We start from the raw sequence: 20,034 nt of genomic DNA, 5'->3' as shown, positions 1-20,034 counted from the left end.
GTGATGGCGATGGATAAAATCAAACAAGTATTGCTGCAAAATGCGAAAATTCAAGCCTTGATTCTTGTTATCTTTGTCGCGGTCACGTCGCTTAGCGTATATTTGACGGCAAAATCGGTTACTGCATTTTTATTATTACTCGCTTCTCTCCTCATGCTTTACTACACTTCATTCAGCAATAGAGTCAAATGGATCATCGGCGGCACACTTCTCATCTTGATTATTCCTCTCGCTACATCCGGAGGACCCGCCTATGATTCCTACATGGAAGTCGCGACGCAGAGCGGCATTTATATCGCGATGGCACTAGGGTTGAACATTGTTGTCGGATTCGCGGGACTTTTGGATTTGGGATTTGTCGCCTTCTTCGCAATCGGGGCGTATACGTACGGCATCTTTTCCACCGCTCAAGCGAATCACTTCATACCAGGGGATATATTCCCGCTCACCGGTTCCACGTTCTGGCTTTTTATTATCATCGGCGGCTTTATGGCTGCGCTGTTCGGCGTTCTTCTCGGTTTGCCTGTGCTTAGGGTGAAGGGGGATTATCTCGCTATCGTCACCTTGGGCTTCGGGGAAATCATACGGATTATCTTCAATAACCTGGAGAAGCCGGTGAACATCACGAACGGAGCCATGGGTATTTCATCGATTAAGCCTCCGAATTTGTTCGGTTTCGAATTCACGCATCCTCATCATTTTTATTTTATTGTTATCGCGATCTTGGCTTTTGTTATTTTCGGAGTAAGGAGATTTGAGCACTCCCGATTGGGTCGTTCTTGGAAAGCCGTTCGGGAGAACGAAATTGCCGCACAATCGATGGGGGTCCCATTAATTCGCACCAAGTTAACGGCGTTCGCAGTAGGGGCTTCCTTCTCAGGGATGATGGGCGTCGTCTTCGCCGCCAAACAAACATTTATTGATCCATCCAGTTTTACATTGCTCGAGTCCACTACGATTCTAGTCATGGTTGTTTTGGGGGGCATGGGGAGCGTTCCCGGCGTCATTCTCGGAGCTGCACTCGTGACAATCCTCAACCTGCAGGTGCTGACGGAATTCACGAACTGGTTGAACCAATTGACGCTGCAAGGCGTGGTTCATATTCCGAATGCCTTATCCCCATCCAAAATGCAGCGGTTTATTTTTGGAGCTATTTTAATCCTGATCGCCATCTTTAGGTCAAATGGATTGATTTCCGCAAAGAATCGCAAGGTGAGCGTAAACCAGCAGAGCGGAGGGATCGTCCAATGACTGTCTTGCGTGTTAGCAATCTGGTCAAACGCTTTGGCGGGTTGGTTGCCGTTAACGGTGTTCATTTTGAATTTCGGAAAGGCAAGATTTCTGCTGTCATCGGTCCGAATGGTGCCGGAAAAACGACCTTTTTCAATATGATCACCGGCATTTATACGCCTGATGAGGGCCAAATCGAACTGGAAGGCAAGTCGATCGTGAAGGTGAAGCCGGATCGTATAACCGAAAAGGGCATTGTCCGTACCTTTCAAAATATTAGGTTGTTTGGAAACATGACTGTTCTTGAAAATGTGATGGTCGGTATGCATATTCATCTGAAAGCGGGTATATTCAGCACGCTGCTGGGTCTTCCTAAAGTTCGGCTTGAGGAGCAAAAAGCGATGGATGAAGCCTACCGAATCTTGCGGTATGTCGGTCTCGAGCGGCTGCTGAATGAAAAAGCGAACAGCCTGTCTTACGGAGCGCAAAGACGTCTGGAAATCGCGAGGGCGCTGGCGGCCAAACCGAAAGTACTGCTTTTGGATGAGCCGGCTGCGGGAATGAACCCTCGCGAAACCGTACAATTGACCGAGCTTATCCGAAGCATTCAGCGGGAGCTGGACATCTCGATTATTTTAATTGAGCACGATATGAAGCTAGTCATGGATCTTTCCGATCACATTCTCGTGCTGGATCACGGCGAAAAAATAGCCGAGGGAGCTCCCCGTGAGATTCGTTCGAATCCGCGAGTGATCGAAGCCTATTTAGGTAAAAGCGCATTAGGACAAGAGGTGATGAAATGAGCTTGCTAAAGCTTCAAGAGGTTCATGCTTACTATGGCGGCATCCATGCTTTAAAGGGAATTACGCTCCATGTAAATGAAGGGGAAATTGTAACGTTGATCGGTTGCAACGGAGCGGGTAAATCTACAACGCTTAAATCGATTTGCGGTCAAGTGAAGACGAAGGGTTCTATCCTGTTTCATGAAACCAACATCTCCGCCTGGCCGCCTCATCAAACGGCAATGGAAGGCATTGCTCATGTCCCGGAGGGCCGGCGTATATTCCCTCGGCTTACGGTTAAAGAGAATCTGGAAATGGGCGGATTTTCGGTTAAGGATAAAAAAGTAATCAAAGAGCGTATGGAACAGTCCTTTATCTATTTTCCCCGCTTAAAAGAACGGTTGAACCAAACCGGAGGCACCATGAGCGGCGGAGAACAACAAATGCTTGCCATCGCCCGCGCGCTCATGATGAAACCAAAGCTATTGCTCCTTGATGAACCATCGATGGGATTGGCTCCGGTCATCGTGGATCAAATCTTTGAAATTATTCAGGAACTGAACCGCACGGGGATGACAATTCTGCTCGTGGAACAAAACGCATTTCAAGCGCTGCAAATTGCCCATCGCGGCTATGTCATACAGACCGGTGAAATCATTCTGGAGGATGATGCCAAATTGCTGCTTGTCAATAATCAAGTGAAGGAAGCTTATTTGGCAGGATGAAACGATTTCTCCCGATGTTTTACGGCATCATGGCATCATTCTTTTTCTCGTTCTCTTTCATCATGAACCGGGCTATGGAGTTATCTGGCGGATATTGGATCTGGAGCGCGTCGCTTCGCTTTTTATTCATGCTCCCTATCCTCCTGTTGATTGTCTTGATCAGGGGAAATATGCGGGCCTTGCTGATCGATATGAGAAAGCGGCTATGGGTATGGATGGGCTGGAGCTTTGTCGGATTCGGTTTATTTTATTTGCCGGTATGTTTTTCAGCTGCCTACGGACCGGGATGGCTTCTTGCAGCAACTTGGCAGATTACCATTGTTGCAGGCTCATTGCTTGCCCCATTGTTCGGCAATAAAGTCCCGGTAAAAGGCCTGCTGTTGTCCCTCGTCATCTTAGTTGGCGTAGCTGTTATCCAGGCGGAACAAGCTGGCCATCTTTCGCTAAAAGAAACGCTATTAGGCGTGATACCGGTTCTTTTCGCAGCTTTTGCTTATCCGTTGGGCAACCGAAAAATGATGGACGTTTGCGAAGGGCGGCTGGATGCCTATCAGCGCGTTCTTGGTATGACAATAGCCAGTCTTCCGTTATGGATCGTGCTCTCGGTCTATGCGCTTGTTCACGACGGCGCACCGAGTGCAGGGCAAATCGGTCAGTCTGCTATTGTAGCCGTTTGTTCGGGAGTTATTGCAACCGTACTCTTTTTTTCGGCGACGGATAGGGTACAGGGGTCTGTACATCAACTGGCCGCTGTGGAAGCCACTCAGGCGGGTGAAATCATTTTTGCTGTAATAGGAGAATTGGTGCTTCTTAAAGCTGCATTTCCTTCTATCTTATCTTGGATAGGGATGCTTACTGTAGTTCTAGGGATGCTCCTTCATAGTTTGATGCCGAAGGAAATAAGGTAATCTGGTAAACAGGGTTTAAAGCAAGTGAGAATCTGTGAGAATCACTCTTTAAACGAGTGGTTCTCTTTTTTTCTATAGCTTATCGCAGTCCGATTTTGCCAACTTATAATGCGCTCATCGAACATCGTCTTGCACAAACCAAGCTGCAATTTTGTAAAATCGGACTCCAAACTGTTTTGGTGGATATATCTTATATGCAATTGTGTTTTTCTCGTTAATTGACAGGCGTTTTTGCCGAATTATCAATTTGCATATGATTTTAAGATGAGTTATGGGGGTATAACATGCAAAACCGGGTAAGGTAAAATATAAGGAATGGAAGCGCTTTCTAAAGATGTGGTGAATGTAAAAATGTTAAGGGGGAAGCAGTATGCAGGCCGAAGCCAATCTAGCTGTTCAGGATACGCAGATCCGAAAGCGATTTCAGAATAAGGCAAAGTACAAGCTGTTTTTTATGGCGCTGCCGTTCTTGATTTTAGCTTTTTTGTTTTCTTATTTACCGCTGTACGGTTGGATTTACGCCTTTTACGACTACCGGCCGGGAATTCCGCTGTCACAGACGAACTTCATGGGATTTCATTGGTTCGAATCGATGTTTTCCAATGCCATTCAACGGCAGGAAGTGCTTCGCGTCCTTCGCAATACGGTGGCGATGAGTTCTTTGAATATCCTGACATCCATTCTGCCTGTTATTTTTGCCATTTTTTTGACGGAGGTTAACACAGCCTGGTTCAAGAAAATCGTGCAAATCATGACGACATTGCCGAATTTCATTAGTTGGGTATTGGTGTATTCCTTTGCCTTTATGCTATTTTCGGTCGATAACGGCTTCGTTAACCACCTCCTGACGGATCTTGGCCTCATCACCCGGCCCATGAACGTTCTAGCTTCAGACAACCACACCTGGCTGGCGATGACATTATGGCATATATGGAAAACGCTAGGTTGGAGCGCAATTATGTATATTGCTGCCATAACCGGAATTGACCAGGAACTGTACGAAGCGGCCAAAGTCGACGGCGCAGGCAGGTTTAGACTGATGTGGCATGTGACCGTTCCAGGCTTGATGCCGACGTTTTTTGTCCTGCTGGTGCTTACCATCGCCAATTTTATCAATAACGGGCTTGAACAGTATTACGTCTTTCAAAATGCGATCAATACGAGCCATATCGAAGTGCTCGATTTGTACGTTTACAATATCGGGATGTTGAATTCCAACTTCTCGTACTCTACCGCTGTCAGCCTGCTTAAATCAATCATCAGTATCTTCCTGCTGTTCGTTGCGAACGGACTTTCGAAACTTGTTCGCGGAGAGAGCATTATCTGATTGGCCATATCCAGAGAGGAGCATCGTATGGTTGCGAAATCTGCGTCCCGGTTTAGTACGTTTTCGATCCTGAATTATACGGTTTTTGCGCTATTTACACTTGCTTGCATATTCCCGTTCTATTACCTGTTCATCAACACGATCAGCAATAACGATTGGAGCAGCAGAGGGCTGGTGATGTTTTATCCGAAAGGCATTCATTTTGATAATTACGTCCAAGTATTCAAGATTCCCGGATTAGGGAGAGCCGTCTTCGTTTCGATTGCCCGCACCGTGCTCGGGACGGCGCTTACCGTTGCCGTGTCGGCTTTTCTCGGATATTTGTTCACCAAGAACGAAATGTGGGGAAGAAAATTTTGGTACCGATCCCTCATGATTACGATGTATTTTAATGCGGGACTGATTCCCTGGTACATTACCATGCTTCATTTGGGATTGGTCAATAATTTTCTCGCTTATATTCTGCCCGGTATCGTAGCGCCGTTTTATATCATTTTGGTCAAAACGTTTGTCGAATCCACACCGGTTGCTTTGCAGGAATCAGCGCAAATCGACGGAGCCGGCTACCTCACCATATTCTCGAAGATCGTCGTTCCTTTAATTATGCCCATACTCGCGACGATTGCCATCTTTGCGGCGGTTACTCAGTGGAATTCGTTCACAGATACATTGTTTCTGGTGACGGACGGCAAGCTGTTCACACTTCAATTTATTCTGTATCGGTATATGAACGAGGCGACTTCGCTAGCTCAGCTCATGAAGAGCGCGCAAGGCGGGGGCAGCATCAATCTGGCCAATATGCAGACGTCGACATCCATCCGGACGACCGTCTCCATGATCGCGATCACACCGATTTTGCTCGTATATCCATTCTTTCAACGATATTTTGTTAAAGGTATCTTGATCGGGGCTGTAAAAGGATAGTCAGGCAGTACTGCAGATTACGTCAAGGAGGTGACGCGTTACACGAAAGCGATTTGTAATGCGAAGTACATCAATTTAATGAGGTGAAGCCCAAGTATGCTTAAAGGGAAAAAGTGGTCTGTCTTGTCGCTCGCAGTTATAATCTCACTCGTTTTCGTAACCGCTTGCAGCAGCAATGGCGGGGGTTCGACCGCGCAGCCGATTTCGGATTCAAAGTCGAGCCCGGCAAGCGCGAACAATGGAAATGATGCCGGCAAATCCAATAACCCGGAGCTGACGATTACGGTCTTTTCCATGCTCGCCAACTATGCCGGTGAACAACCCGGATGGTTTGCCAAGCTGATTAAAGACAAGTTCAACATCAAGCTGAACATCATCGCTTCCAACCTGGCAGGCGGCCAGCAAAAAATCGCCACGATGATGGCGTCCGGCAATCTGGGGGACCTCGTGGTCTTCGGCACCAACGGCAAAGATTATCAAGACGCCATTAAAGCAGGCTTACTGCTCGATTGGACGAAAGACGGCATTCTTGATAAGCACGGAAAGGACATCTTGAAAAATGCGGGTCAAGCGATCGATGCGAACAAAAAGCAATTTGGCGGCGGCAGCGCGGTCTATGGGATCGGTCATGATGTAGGAGCCGGAGACGGTCCTTCCGAAGGCGCAACGATGGTTTTCGGCCCCGATATCCGATTTGATCTGTATCAAAAGTTGGGCAGTCCGCCAATCAAATCATTGAACGACTACTTGCCTTTGCTGAAGAAGATGCAGGAGCTCGAGCCGAAAAGCGAATCCGGCCGCCCGACGTACGGATTTTCACTGTGGTCGGACTGGGACAACAACTTCATGACGCTGGCCAAGGTCACTGCTCAGTTCCACGGATATCAGGAGGGCGACGGCTTCAATCCCGGCGATTTGATTCTGACATCCGCAACAGAAAACAAGCATCAAGGCTTGCTGGATGATAACAGTTATTACATGCAAGGCTTGAAATTCTATTTCGACGCCAACCAAATGGGGCTGCTTGATCCGGATTCGCTCACGCAAAAATTCTCGGATGCGTCGAACAAATTCAAAGACGGTCAAGTCTTCTTCTCTCAATTCCCATGGCTGGACAACGTATACAATACGCCTGAGCACACTTCAAAAGGGAAGTCCTTCCAATTGGTACCGTTCCAGGACGAGAAAATTTTCTCTTACGGACAAAATCCTTACGGCGGCGTCCGCGTATGGGCAATCGGTTCGAAGGCAAAAGACCCGGCCCGCATCATGCAATTCTTGAATTGGCTGTATACCCCGGAAGGCATGTTGGAATCGTATTACGGACCTAAAGGACTTGCCTGGGATATCAAGGACGGCAAACCGTTCGTAACCGAATACGGCTGGAAAGCGCTCCCTGCCAACGCGGAGCCGGTTCCGGCGGAGTACGGCGGCGGAACGTTCAAGGACGGTACGAACCAAATCAACAATACGACGTTAAAAAATTCGATGATCCACCCGGAGACGAAAGAACCGTATGACTATAACTTATGGAATTCAACGTTGACCCATAATACGAACCCTGCGGATAAAAGCTGGAGGGAGGCGATGGGCGTATTGACACCGAAAGAGTATTTCGTCAAACACAACATGGTGGCCGTGCAGAAGCCGGTCTTTACCGGAACGGCTCCCGTGACTCCGCCTTCGGACATCCAGCAAAAACAAAGCGAAGTCGGCAAGGTCATCCGAGAGCATTCCTGGAAAATGGTGTTCGCGAAAAATGAAGCCGAGTTTAACAAATTGAAGGAGCAATTGCTGACCAAAGCCAAAGGTCTCGGCTATGACGAGGTCGTAAACTTCCAGCTTGAACAAACCAAGAAAACCGTATGGGCAGCGAAATAAGTTCAAATTAGACGATGGAAGCCAGCCACGCAAAGCATCCCGTGCCGGGGCACGGGATGCTTTGCATTTTAATGGAGGAGATACCCGCATGAATGCTAATCATATTCCCGAACCCTATCCGCGCGTAGCCGCTTTCGAGCGCATGGGTTTCGGCATGTTTATACACTGGGGGTTATATTCGCAATTGGGCCGAGGGGAATGGATCATGAACATTGATCGAATCCCCAAAGACGAGTATCGGAAGCTGAAAGATACATTCACGGCTGAGGATTACGATGCAAAAGCGATTACCCGTCTGGCGAAAAAAGCCGGCATGACCTATATCGTGCTGACGACACGGCATCACGATGGCTTTTCCCTATATGATACCAGGGGGCTTTCTGAATATGACGCCATTCACAGTCCCGCAGGACGTGATCTCATTGCCGAATTCGTAGACGCCTGCCGTGAGGAAGGGATTGTCCCTTTTTTTTATCACACGACACTCGATTGGTATCAGGAAAGCTACCGGGAAGATTTTAAATCCTATCTGGAATACTTGATCAAATCCGTAGAGGTGCTATGCATGCATTATGGGAAGATCGGCGGGTTTTGGTTTGACGGTAACTGGGACAAGCCGATGGCGGATTGGCGGGAGGACGAGCTGTACGGCATGATTCGCAAACATCAGCCCGATGCGATTATCGTCAACAATTCCGGGCTGCACCATCGCGGAGAATATGGCCATCCGGAGATTGACAGTGTGACGTTTGAACAAGGAAGACCGATCCCGCTCGACCGGCGTGGACGGACTAAGTATGTTGCTGCGGAGATGTGTCAAACCATTAATCATCATTGGGGTTTTGGAATCAAAGATTTTCAAACCAAGTCCGTCAAGCAATTGATCGAAACCATGTGCAGCTGCAGAAAAGTTGGCGCCAATTATTTGCTGAACATTGGTCCTACCGGATCGGGCATGGTGGACCCCTTGCAGAAATTTCTGCTGGAAACCATGGGTGCCTGGGTGCATATGTATGAGGATGCTGTTTATCAAGCAACGCCGGCAGGCATCCAAGGTGCGGGTGCGGATTTTGCCTTGAAGGGCGATAACGGGAAGCTGTACTTCTTTATTCACGATTTGGGATCGAACGGCCATTCCAATGTCACCGTCGGCGGAGGCGGTATCGGGCCGAGAGCGTTTACGGGGGTAAAGGAGCGGGTTCGTTCCATCAAGTGGCTGGACAATGGAGAAGCTTTGGAGTTTGTTCAAAATGAGGCTGCGGATTTGTTCAGTTTTTATGCATCGGGGTATCCGTATGGGATGGATTTTGTTGTGAGGGTGGCGGAAGCGGAAGTGGAGAAACCATGAGAAATCCGATCCTTTAAGAATTCGAGGAATATCTGGCTGGCCTTGGACAAGTAAGTATTCCTGCTTCTACCGACTCCAAGATGAAGAAAGACTGGCGGATTTAACGAAACGGACCGCAATTGAGGATCGGAATCTGCAACGACGCGCAAAAAGAGGGTGACGCCAATCCCCTCCGCAACGAGGGAACGGATAAGTGATAGCTGGTTTGTGGAAAAAGTAATATTGGGCACGATATTCGCGGTTTGGCTCGTTTCCATAATCAGGTTCCTCTGAAAATAACCCTCTTTGAACAATATAAGCGGTTCATGGATCATTTCCTGCAGCGGGATGGACTTCCTGCCGGCTAGAGGGTGACCGATTGGAAAGCAAGCTACCATCTCTTCCGTAAGAAGCGGTATGACCTCAATCTCCGGTCCGGCATGGTCGAAATCAATAATCCCCAAATCGACTTCCTTGCGCTCGATAAGCTTGCGGACCTGCAAAGTCCCTTCCTCTACAACACTGATGAGGAGTGAAGGGTACTTTTTTTTGAACTCCTTAATGATCTGCGGAAAATAAAAGCTGCCGTACATCGACGGAAGCCCGATGCGAATTTCACCCCGTTCCAACCCCCGCAATTCCTCCATCTCTTTACGTGCTTCTTCTATGCTGCCTAGAATCGATTGTGCATGGCCGAGCAGCACTTTCCCCTCTGGCGTAAGGGTAACTGACTTCTCCGACCGGTCGAATAGGATCAACTGCAGTTCATCTTCCAGCTTCTGAATGGATTTACTAATAGCCGGCTGTGCCACATGTAAACGCTCGGCTGCGCGCGTGAAACTCCCCGCCCGTACCACTTCCACAAAATACTCCAGTTTGCGTGTATCCATGGTCCCTCCTAACTATTCCTGAAAGTTATGAAAGTAATGACTTTTATATATTTTATTAATCGATAAAGATCATGGTAGCATGGTATTAATTCGATGTAAAGGGAGTGCCGGGATGATCGAATACGGTACGAAAGCATACTGGCGGGCAACGATTTCACTTAGTTTGGCTTCTTTTTTTGTTTTCGCAATGGTGTATCTCACTCAACCTATGCTGCCATTGTTTACGCAAGAATTTGGCATTAGCGAGACGCTTTCCAGCATGTCTTTATCTGTCGTGGTTTTCTGTATTAGCACATGTTTGCTTTTCTACGGTCCGTTGTCCGACGCACTTGGCCGTAAATCAATTATGGTATGGACGATGCTTGGCTCAATCCTCACTACACTATTACTCTCGCTGGTGCCGGGGTATTCTGCATTGATCGGGCTTAGAGCATTGCAAGGTGTGTTTCTCGCAGGACTGCCTTCTCTGGCAATGGCCTATATGAGCGAAGAATTTGCCCCGCGTGCGCTAGGGATCTCTATCGGCATGTACATCAGCGCAAACAGCTTGGGCGGCATGTCAGGCCGTATTATTGGGGGCATTCTTGCCGATCTGTGGGGCTGGCGATCCGCTTTTCTGATTATCGGTTTGGCCAGCGGCTTGTTCTGGGTGTGCTTTACTGTGATGCTGCCTCGTTCGCGCTATTTTCGCCCGAAACCTTTGCGCTTAGGGGAAGCGCTGCATGAGATGAAAAGGCATATTGGCACTCCATCCATGCGCAACGCTTTTCTCATAGGCGGATTGAATTTCGCCGTTTTTATCGGCGGGTTCAATTATCTAACGTTTCGGTTAAGCGATACGCCGTACAACCTGCCGGCATCAGTGATTGGACTGTTGTTTCTGGCTTATCTGGGCGGAACCGTCGGTTCAACAGTTAGCGGACGTTTTGCTGAGCGGAACGGAAAAACGAAAGCTTTGCTCTTAGGCATCGCTTTGTTTGGCGCAGGTATCTTGATGACCCTGGTGCCATCCCTGTGGGTGATTATACCAGGAGTGGTACTCCAATGTTTCGGATATTTCTTCGCTCATTCCGCATCGGCAGGCTGGGTCAATGCAAACGCCGCCTTCGCACGAGCTAGCGCCGCAAGCTTGTATTTGTGCTCTTACTATATGGGTGGGAGCTTAGGAAGCTTGTATCTTGGGTTATGGTGGCATCTATACCGTTGGCCAGGGGTTGTGATAGGGGAGCTGCTTACCCTGGGGGTGGCGGCGTTGTTAGCATCGCGGATGCGCCAAGAGGAAAAGAGGGTCCAATACCTCAAACTGGCAAAATATGAAGCCGGTCAAACAAAATCTACGCATTTGGTATCTTGACAGTTTCCGAGCAGGCGTGTGAAAATCAGATTAGGTGAAAAATCTAATATAGAGTGAGTGATCGCGATGTTGTATCGGCAAGCGCATGATACCGGACAATCGCATAAAACCCTCTTTTTTAAAAAGGGACCGTATGGAAGTTACTAACTTCCGTACGGTCCCTTTCTTTTGCTAAAGCGAGAAAGGAGTCTGAGGAAACGATGGCAATGGTATACAAACATCAGCAGGAAAGTAACGTAGAAATGACTCCGGTTTTATTGGATGGGGAGCAGTTGACGCCTGAAATGGTGGCGGCGGTTGTTTATGGTCATGTGCCCGTCGTACTGGATGAAGAGGCATTCAGGCGTGTGGTCTCATGCCGCAAGATGGTGGAGGAACTCATCGGTGCCGGCAAAGTGGTCTACGGCGTTACGACCGGCTTTGGGAAATTCAGCGATGTGCACATTTCGCCGCAGGATGCCGTGCAGCTGCAGGTCAACCTGATCCGCAGCCATGCCTGCGCCGTGGGCAAACCGCTGCCGGAACAGACAGTTCGCGCACTTATGATGCTCCGTGCCAATGCACTGGCCAAAGGACATTCCGGCATCCGTACGGAAACGCTGCAGCTATTGATCGATTGCATCAACCGCTGCGTACACCCGGTGGTGCCGGAACAGGGCTCGCTTGGCGCTAGCGGAGACTTGGCGCCTTTATCTCATCTGGCGCTCGTGCTGATGGGCGAGGGAGAGGCATTCTTCCATGGCGAACGACTATCAGGCGCGGAAGCACTTACCAGAGCAGGACTTAAACCGATTACCTTGCAAGCCAAGGAAGGGCTTGCCTTGATTAATGGTACGCAAATTATGACGTCCATCGGCACCTTGGCGCTTATTAAAGCGCAGCACCTCGCGAAAATCGCCGACGTGATTGCGTCCTTGACCGTCGAATGCTTACGCGGCATCCCGGATGCTTTTGCCGAAGAGGTGCATCGCGTACGGCCTTATCCTGAGCAGGTCGGAGTGGCGAAGAACTTGCGCAACCTGCTGCAGGGCAGCAAGCTGACGACCCGCCAAGGCGAGCTTCGCGTACAAGACGCCTACTCGTTGCGCTGCCTGCCGCAGGTGCATGGTGCGACGCGCCAAGTGCTTGCTTATGTGCAAGATAAGATCGCCATTGAGATCAACTCGGCTACCGACAACCCGCTGTTATTCGTCCGGGAAGATCTCGTCATCTCCGGCGGCAACTTCCATGGTCAGCCGATCGCGTTTGCCATGGATTTTTTGAAAATCGGCATGAGCGAGCTCGCGAACATATCCGAACGCCGTACGGAGCGGTTGGTCAATCCGGCGTTGTCCGGCGGACTGCCTGCTTTTTTAAGCCATAATCCTGGGGTAGGTTCCGGCATGATGATTACCCAATATGTCAGCGCATCCCTTGTTTCGGAAAATAAAGTGCTCGCACATCCGTCCAGCGTGGACTCGATCCCGTCATCGGCGAATCAGGAAGACCATGTGTCGATGGGTACTACGGCAGCGCGGCATGCGGCGCAGGTGATCGACAACGTGTCCAAAGTGCTGGCCATCGAGCTCATTTGCGCAGCCGAAGCCGCAGAGTTTATCGGGGCGGAAGGTCTTGCTCCGGCGACTCGCGTGCTGTATGACCAATTGCGTGCTCTCGTTCCGTCGGTTAAGGAGGATCGTTCCACTTCCCGTGATATCGAGAACGTGGCGACTGCACTTCTGGAAGGCGAGTGGCTGCAAGCGGTAGAGGCTGTTTCAGGATCGCTGTACTAGTAAATACAAGGAGGAATGAAGATGAATACGAATATGAACAGTCAAAAACGAGTAATCCGTGCCCCTCGCGGCTCGGAATTGTCCTGCAAAGGCTGGGTGCAGGAAGCTGCCATGCGCATGCTGATGAATAACCTCGACCCGGAGGTCGCAGAGCGTCCGGATGATCTTGTCGTCTACGGCGGTATCGGCAAAGCGGCCCGCAATTGGCCTTCCTATGACGCTATCGTACGCGAATTGCAGCGCCTGGAAAGCGATGAAACGCTGCTCATCCAGTCGGGCAAGCCGGTTGGCGTTTTCAAAACCCATGAACGCGCGCCTCGCGTGCTCCTTTCTAACTCTGTTCTCGTACCGAAATGGGCAAATTGGGAGCATTTTCGCGAACTGGAGCAAAAAGGGCTGATGATGTACGGCCAAATGACGGCGGGAAGCTGGATTTACATCGGGACGCAAGGCATTCTGCAAGGCACTTACGAAACATTTGCCGAAGCGGCTCGCAGGCATGCAGGCGGTACGCTTAAAGGCACATTAACTTTGACCGCAGGTCTAGGCGGCATGGGCGGGGCACAACCGCTGGCAGTTACGATGAACGAAGGCGTTGTCATTGCCGTTGAAGCGGACCGAACCCGGATTGAGCGCCGTATCCATACCCGTTACTGTGACGTGCTCGCGGAAACGCTGGATGAAGCGCTGCTGCTTGCAAATAAAGCGATGGAAGAGCAAAAACCGCTGGCGATCGGCCTGTTGGGCAACGCGGCGGAAATTTATCCGGAGTTTGTACGACGCGGCATCAAGCCGGATTTTGTAACCGACCAAACATCGGCTCATGACCCGCTGATCGGATATATCCCGGCCGGCTTTACGCTGGACGAAGCGGCTGTTTTACGTGACACAGATCCAGATCAATATGTGTTGCTCTCCAAAAGCAGTATGGCGACTCACGTGCAAGCGATGCTCGATCTGCAGCAGATGGGCTCTGTAGTCTTCGACTATGGCAACAATATTCGCCAGGTTGCTTTTGATCAGGGCGTTACCCGTGCCTTCGATTTCCCGGGCTTCGTACCGGCCTATATTCGCCCGCTGTTCTGCGAAGGTAAAGGACCTTTCCGCTGGGCTGCGCTTTCCGGCGATCCGGAGGACATTCGCAAGACAGACGAACTGGTTCTTAAGCTGTTCCCGGACAATGATCATTTGAGCCGCTGGATCAAGATGGCAGGCGAGCGTATCGCGTTCCAGGGTCTCCCGGCGCGAATTTGCTGGCTCGGCTTCGGCGAGCGCGAGAAATTCGGCCTCGCCTTGAACGAGATGGTGAGAAACGGCGATCTGAAGGCGCCGATCGTCATCGGTCGCGACCATCTGGACTGCGGTTCCGTGGCGTCACCGAACCGTGAAACGGAAGCGATGAAAGACGGCTCCGATGCCGTCGGCGACTGGGCGATCCTTAATGCGCTGATCAATACCTCGGCCGGCGCATCTTGGGTCTCTATCCATCACGGCGGCGGCGTTGGGATGGGCTACTCGCTGCACGCAGGGATGGTCGTTGTAGCTGACGGAACGGATGCGGCAGCTGAACGACTGAGAAGCGTTTTGACTTCCGACCCGGGCATGGGGGTTATCCGCCACGTGGATGCCGGCTACGACGAAGCGATTGAAACGGCGGAGAAGCACAGCATTCGAATCCCGATGCGTGAACAGGGATCGTGGAGGAGGACAACGAAAGATGAAATGTGTTGATTTGCTTGTTACAGGGATTGGCCGCCTGGTAACGCCGCCGGGAAATGTCCCGCGCTGCGGTCAAGAGATGAAGGAAATCCGCGAGATCACTGATGCAGCGGTAGCCATTAGCCAAGGGAGAATCGCCCTAGTAGGCCCTAAACAAGAGGTCCATGACCTCCTTGCAAGCATCGAAATTACAGAGACTATCGACGTCTGCGGACGCATGGTCACGCCTGGATTGGTTGACCCGCACACGCATCTAGTTCATGGCGGCTCCCGTGAGCATGAGCTGGCGCTGAAGCGTTCCGGCGTCCCGTATCTGGATATTTTGGCGCAGGGGGGCGGCATTCTCAGTTCGATGACATCCACACGAGCGGCTACCGAGCAGGAGCTTTATGACAAGGCGCGTCGAAGCCTAAATGAGATGCTGATGAATGGGGTGACCACCGTCGAAGCGAAGAGCGGCTATGGCCTCACTTTGGAAGATGAATTGAAGCAGCTGCGTGTGGCTAAACGATTGAACGATACGCACCCGCTTGATGTCGTCTCGACGTTTATGGGTGCGCATGCGGTACCGCCTGAATATAAAGGGCATACGGAGGCATTTGTAGACCTCATCATAAATGAAATACTGCCCAAAGTAGCGGAAGAAGGGCTTGCGGAGTTTTGCGATGTGTTCTGTGAGCATGGCGTTTTTTCCGTCGAGCAATCACGCCGTATTTTGCTGGCAGGCAAGCGTCACGGCCTGGTCCCGAAAATACATGCGGACGAAATAGAACCGCTGGGCGGAGCAGGGCTCGCGGGCGAACTGGGTGCGATCTCCGCAGAGCATTTGCTGGCTGCGACCGATGAAGGATTGGCTGCATTAGCCAAACACGGCGTGGTTCCGGTACTTTTGCCAGGCACATCGTTCAACCTGGGACTCGCAAAACATGCGCGTGCGAGAGATATGATCGACAAATACGAACTGCCGGTAGCCCTTTCTACCGATTACAACCCGGGCTCCTGTCCGACCGAATCGATCCAACTCATCATGATGTTGGCATCGCTGAACTTGAAGATGACGCCGGAGGAGATCCTGACCGCGTGTACGATCAACGCTGCGGCTGCGCTGGGACGCGGGCATGACATCGGAACGATTGAGGTTGGGAAGCGTGCGGATTTAACGATCTTCGATTCGCCGAATCTCGCATATTTACCGTACCATTTTGGGGTTAACCATACGTTTGGCGTCATCAAAAACGGAAGTGTCATCGCATGGAACCGCACCATCGTGACTTCGAATAAGGAGGGGGCCTTGCAATGAGCCACGAGATTCCTTTTCTGAAGTCGCCGGATCAGGCTGCGTTTAGAGACCATATGGAAACCAAGGTCGCTCACTGGATTCGCCGGTGGGACGGTGAAGAACAACTGCTTGCAGGAATCATCGGCATCCCTTTGTCAAAACCGTCGATCTCGCATTCAGGCGCCTCGACGACACCTGCTGCGGTTCGAACGGCTTTCAAGTCCTTTACTACATACTCCATGGAGTATGGGGTCGACCTGCAGGATTTGGCGGTTCGCGATCTTGGCGATATCCAAATGCATGTGACCGACATCGCTGAATGCCACCGCCGCATAGAGGCAAGTTTGCGCGCTCTATATAAAGCGCAGCCAAACCTGATCCCGATCATTTTCGGCGGCGATCATTCGACGAGCTGCCCGTCTTTGAAGGCTTTTGTCGACCGCCATCCCGGGAAAAAAGTCGGCATTATCCATTTTGACGCCCACCATGATGTGCGCAATTTCGAAGATGGCGGCGTGACCAACGGCACCCCGTTCCGAGGCATCCTCGAATCGGGTGTCGTGCAGGGAGCTAACATCGTGCAAATCGGCATACGCGGTTTTATGAATTCCAAGCCGTACCATGATTATGTAAAAAGCAAAGGCGTACATGTATACACCTCGCGCGATGTAAGGCGAATGGGCATCGATGCGGTGCTCGATCAGGCTCTGCAGCTCGCGGGACATGGCACGGACGTGCTGTATGTGAGCTTTGACGTGGATGTGATCGATCAAGCGTATGCGCCGGGCTGTCCGGCGATCGGTACCGGCGGGATGCATCCGTGGGACGCGCTTGATGCTTTGTACCGTCTCGGTTCGCTGCCACAGGTGCAGGGGCTGGATTTCGTCTGCATCGATCCGACCGTCGATGTGCGCAACATGACCTCACGCCTTGCCGTGCAGTTCATGCTCAGCTTTTTGGCAGGACTTGCAGCACGCCAGGGGTAAGAATGAAGAGGCTGTCCTTAAGTTTACATTTCGTCTTGATTGGCAAGAGAGCTGCTCCGATTGGTCTGAAAAGACCTGCGGGACAGTTCCTTTTTTTGCATCCGACCCCGCACCTGTGTAAGATAGGACTTAATAGGTATGCAAGTAAGAGGAGGAGCTTTGTGGTTTTTGGTGCGCGCGTGTGGAAGACAGGCATTGCCGTTACATTGGCCTTATATATTAGTGCTTGGCTGAATTTTACGCCCCCCGTTATTGCAGCAGTGGCGGCGATTTTTGCGATGCAGCCCTCGATTTACCGGTCCTGGCGTTATTTCCTCGAGCAGCTGCAAACGAATATTCTGGGAGCGGTGCTAGCCCTTTTGGCCGGTACGTTTTTCTCCAACAATATTATAGCGATTGGAATCGTCTGTATTATTGTCATTATCATTTGCTTAAGAATGCGTATGGAAGAAACGATAGGGCTAACGTTAGTTACGGTTGTCGCGGTGATGGAGGCTTCAGCGGAGTGGAATTTTGCCGTTAATCGTTTTTTGCTGAGCTTGATCGGCATCGGTTGTGCTTTCCTGATCAACGTCCTCTTTTTCCCGCCTAAACCTAAGGAACAGTTTGCTGCACAAATTCAGACGGCCTTTAGTATTATGTCGCTGCTCCTTCGGACGGTCATTTCTAATGAAATGAAGGAAACGGTATTTCGTGAAGAAAAGGAAGGGTTGCGGAGCGCCTTACATGCTTTGGCGGATAAGTACAAGCTCATGGAAGAAGAAGTGAAGAAGCTAAAAGGCGCCGGGCTCGGCCGCATCCGTCATTTGGTCATCTATAAGCAAAAGCTGCTTGTGATGCATAAAGGTCTCGAGGTGCTGGAAGCCGTGGAGGAGCACTATTTTCAAGCCGCCCGTACGCCGGAGGTTGACAGCTATTTCGACGGTCATCTGGAGAAGCTGATCAAGTTTCATGAGCATGTATTGTTGAAATTCGATGACAAGCTCAAGGCTGACAGTTCTGAAGGTTTGGAGATGGAAGATGAGAACGAGCGGTTCATGACCCTACTCATTGAGCGCTATAACGAACGGCCTGCGGGTATGCTCCGATTGTCGGTTGTTGCGGCGGCATTATACGACTACGGCCATCAAGTGACGAGGCTGGATAAGCTCGTGGAACATGTCCATCGCGGGGATACGGAAGAGAAGGAGCCTTTGGACATTTTGCTTAAAAGTATTCGATTAAAATAAAGGTTGCGACCTTATCGGCTCGTAGATCGTGTTGGGAAATAGTGGGAAGCCCTATCGCAAGTACTCGATAGTGTGTACAATATATGGATTAAACGCATACTGTTTTTGTTTTGGAAAGGATGAAGGAAATGAACAAGCGCCTGAGCGCGAAAGATCAAAAAGCGCTTCTTAATGCCGTGGCTAAGGCAAGAGAGACGCAGCAAAAAATGGCGGCTAAAGCAGAGGGAAAGCGTTGGCTTGAGATTGAAGTTCCGCTTGCGCTGGAGGGCGGTCTTGCCGGATTGACGAAAAATGAATTGACGGAAATTAGGACGAATCTGGCGGTTAAAGGCGTAAGCTCAATGAATAAAGAACAATTAGCGGGCGTATTGGAGCAGCAGATTCCTGCTTCGCTTCACGAGCTTCTACATAAATTTGACGAGACTCGTTTCCAAGTTTTGAAACAAATTGCTGCTCGCGGCGGCTACACATATTCGTTGATTGATAACGAACAGCTAGCATATTTCCACGGCAGGGGTTTGATATTCTCAGGCAAGCACAAGGGGAAGCACGCGCTGGTAATTCCTCAGGAAGTACTGCAGAGCTTTCAAAGCCTAGACCATAAGATTTTTAGCGAATCGATCAGAAGGAATACGGAATGGATCAAGCTGACCCATGGCATGCTGTTTTATTACGGACATGTTCGTTTGCACGATTTGGTGAGCATGATCAAGCAACTAACGGGACTGGAAGTGGAGATGGACGAATATGTGTCCATTATTCAGGATTCCATCCCGTTCTATCGAAAGATTCGGCCTAGCTCCTCCGGCTTCTTCAATGAATTAATGGGGATTAATCCTGTCGTCCAGGAGCAGGAGTTCAGATTGGATTTGTCTTTCTATCCGTTCACCAAGAGTCAGCTTCTGCAAGCAGGAGAGCCGGATTTCGTTGACCGGAACCCAAGTCATAGAGCCTTCGTCGATTTTATCCGGAAAAATTATCGAATATCTCAGGAAGAAGCCGATTTTATCGTCGAAGATTGTACGGATAACATTCGTCTCGGACATTCGCCGGGTTATTTGCTTAAAGAGCTGCAGCAGCAGCTGGAGATCGATGATTTGTTATTGACGCAGGGCTTTATGGGTCATATTTCTGAGCTTAATAACAACACCCGCCAGTGGTTGCTTAAGGGGTACACGCCGAATGAACTATCACCGGCAAGCGCGCCTGCCCTTTTGATGCAGCAGCCTCCGGCCAAGGCGGAAGTGATCGATTTTGCAACAAGGAATAAAGTCGGGCGAAACGACCCTTGTCCTTGCGGCAGCGGCAAGAAGCATAAGAAATGCTGCGGGGCTTGATAAATTTCAAGCTGAACTGATCAGACCTGAGTGTATAGGGAACTGGACCTATCTAACCGCTAAAAGACCGGAAACCCGGACGAATCGGATTGTGAAATCGATCGAGAAACTGGCGGAACGGAAAAAGTTGAAATAAGAATTCTACTTATGGTTTCTATCTGTTTCAGGGTAAATCCCATCTTCAATATTATCCATAATGCCCTTGATTACTTCACTAATTTTATCGGTTGATGCAATATTTTCTTGATTGGACGGCGTAGGAATACCTGCTGTTTCAAAAGCAGTTTGATCAGTAATTTTTTTATCAGTCAAGTTGAAAACTCCTCCTAAATTGATTTATCTACCCATATGGTTTCCATCTATT

General features: G+C 50.0%; 17 protein-coding genes. 15 read left to right on the top strand and 2 right to left on the bottom strand.

The features are described from left to right. The first annotated feature begins 9 nt into the window (after positions 1-9). The 8 genes from ICC18_RS24075 (at position 10) to ICC18_RS24040 (ending at position 9,125) form a co-directional block, all read left to right on the top strand. The gene (locus ICC18_RS24075) at positions 10-1,251 is read left to right on the top strand and encodes a branched-chain amino acid ABC transporter permease (protein ID WP_188177154.1); all 1,242 of its coding nucleotides are present in this window, start codon (positions 10-12) and stop codon (positions 1,249-1,251) included. Continuing rightward, a complete protein-coding gene (locus ICC18_RS24070) occupies positions 1,248-2,033 on the top strand; it encodes an ABC transporter ATP-binding protein (RefSeq protein WP_188177002.1) in 786 nt (261 codons plus the stop codon). Before ICC18_RS24075 ends, ICC18_RS24070 begins: the two co-directional genes overlap by 4 nt. Next, the gene (locus ICC18_RS24065) at positions 2,030-2,737 is read left to right on the top strand and encodes an ABC transporter ATP-binding protein (protein WP_188177001.1); all 708 of its coding nucleotides are present in this window, start codon (positions 2,030-2,032) and stop codon (positions 2,735-2,737) included. Before ICC18_RS24070 ends, ICC18_RS24065 begins: the two co-directional genes overlap by 4 nt. Then, entirely contained in the window at positions 2,734-3,645 is a 912-nt protein-coding gene (locus tag ICC18_RS24060; RefSeq protein WP_188177000.1) for a DMT family transporter, read from the top strand. Before ICC18_RS24065 ends, ICC18_RS24060 begins: the two co-directional genes overlap by 4 nt. Before the next feature lie 370 nt (positions 3,646-4,015). Further along, positions 4,016-4,972: an ABC transporter permease gene (locus ICC18_RS24055; protein WP_223192824.1), complete on the top strand. Its 957-nt coding sequence runs from the start codon at positions 4,016-4,018 to the stop codon at positions 4,970-4,972. A gap of 27 nt (positions 4,973-4,999) precedes the next feature. Beyond that, positions 5,000-5,896 (top strand): carbohydrate ABC transporter permease, encoded by an 897-nt coding sequence (locus ICC18_RS24050; protein ID WP_188176999.1) that lies wholly within the window; start codon positions 5,000-5,002, stop codon positions 5,894-5,896. A gap of 96 nt (positions 5,897-5,992) precedes the next feature. After that, complete coding sequence (locus tag ICC18_RS24045; protein ID WP_188176998.1) at positions 5,993-7,777, top strand: extracellular solute-binding protein; 1,785 nt, start codon at positions 5,993-5,995, stop codon at positions 7,775-7,777. A gap of 88 nt (positions 7,778-7,865) precedes the next feature. Next, complete coding sequence (locus tag ICC18_RS24040) at positions 7,866-9,125, top strand: alpha-L-fucosidase (RefSeq protein ID WP_223192823.1); 1,260 nt, start codon at positions 7,866-7,868, stop codon at positions 9,123-9,125. Here the strand turns inward: ICC18_RS24040 and ICC18_RS24035 are convergent. Next, positions 9,053-9,994, bottom strand: a complete 942-nt coding sequence (locus ICC18_RS24035; RefSeq protein WP_188176997.1) for a LysR family transcriptional regulator — start codon at positions 9,992-9,994, stop codon at positions 9,053-9,055. The two genes, ICC18_RS24040 and ICC18_RS24035, sit on opposite strands and share 73 nt — an antisense overlap. A 112-nt stretch (positions 9,995-10,106) precedes the next feature. Here ICC18_RS24035 and ICC18_RS24030 point away from each other — a divergent pair, with 112 nt between their 5' ends. The 7 genes from ICC18_RS24030 to ICC18_RS24000 all read left to right on the top strand — a co-directional run bounded on the left by ICC18_RS24030 (position 10,107) and on the right by ICC18_RS24000 (position 19,670). After that, a complete protein-coding gene (locus tag ICC18_RS24030) occupies positions 10,107-11,348 on the top strand; it encodes an MFS transporter (RefSeq protein WP_188176996.1) in 1,242 nt (413 codons plus the stop codon). Positions 11,349-11,548: 200 nt separating this feature from the next. Continuing rightward, positions 11,549-13,120: a histidine ammonia-lyase gene (gene hutH / locus ICC18_RS24025; protein WP_376745663.1), complete on the top strand. Its 1,572-nt coding sequence runs from the start codon at positions 11,549-11,551 to the stop codon at positions 13,118-13,120. 33 nt (positions 13,121-13,153) lie between these two features. Beyond that, entirely contained in the window at positions 13,154-14,851 is a 1,698-nt protein-coding gene (gene hutU / locus ICC18_RS24020; protein ID WP_188177150.1) for a urocanate hydratase, read from the top strand. Next, on the top strand, positions 14,838-16,139 hold the full coding sequence (hutI, locus tag ICC18_RS24015) for an imidazolonepropionase (protein WP_188176995.1): 1,302 nt from the start codon (positions 14,838-14,840) through the stop codon (positions 16,137-16,139). Before hutU ends, hutI begins: the two co-directional genes overlap by 14 nt. Continuing rightward, entirely contained in the window at positions 16,136-17,104 is a 969-nt protein-coding gene (gene hutG, locus ICC18_RS24010; RefSeq protein ID WP_188176994.1) for a formimidoylglutamase, read from the top strand. The genes hutI and hutG overlap by 4 nt, the downstream gene beginning before the upstream one ends. A gap of 161 nt (positions 17,105-17,265) precedes the next feature. Continuing rightward, positions 17,266-18,333, top strand: coding sequence for an FUSC family protein (locus ICC18_RS24005; protein WP_188176993.1), 1,068 nt, complete (start codon positions 17,266-17,268; stop codon positions 18,331-18,333). 128 nt (positions 18,334-18,461) lie between these two features. Beyond that, positions 18,462-19,670 (top strand): YecA family protein, encoded by a 1,209-nt coding sequence (locus ICC18_RS24000; protein WP_188176992.1) that lies wholly within the window; start codon positions 18,462-18,464, stop codon positions 19,668-19,670. Between the two features lie 141 nt (positions 19,671-19,811). On the opposite strand, the gene ICC18_RS23995 is transcribed toward ICC18_RS24000, so the two are convergent. Then, positions 19,812-19,982 (bottom strand): hypothetical protein, encoded by a 171-nt coding sequence (locus tag ICC18_RS23995; protein WP_188176991.1) that lies wholly within the window; start codon positions 19,980-19,982, stop codon positions 19,812-19,814. Positions 19,983-20,034: the final 52 nt, after the last annotated feature.

The sequence above is a fragment of the Paenibacillus sedimenti genome, from assembly GCF_014534655.1.
In the GTDB taxonomy this organism is placed as follows: domain Bacteria; phylum Bacillota; class Bacilli; order Paenibacillales; family NBRC-103111; genus Paenibacillus_E; species Paenibacillus_E sedimenti.
This window is presented reverse-complemented; position numbering and strand designations above follow the sequence as displayed.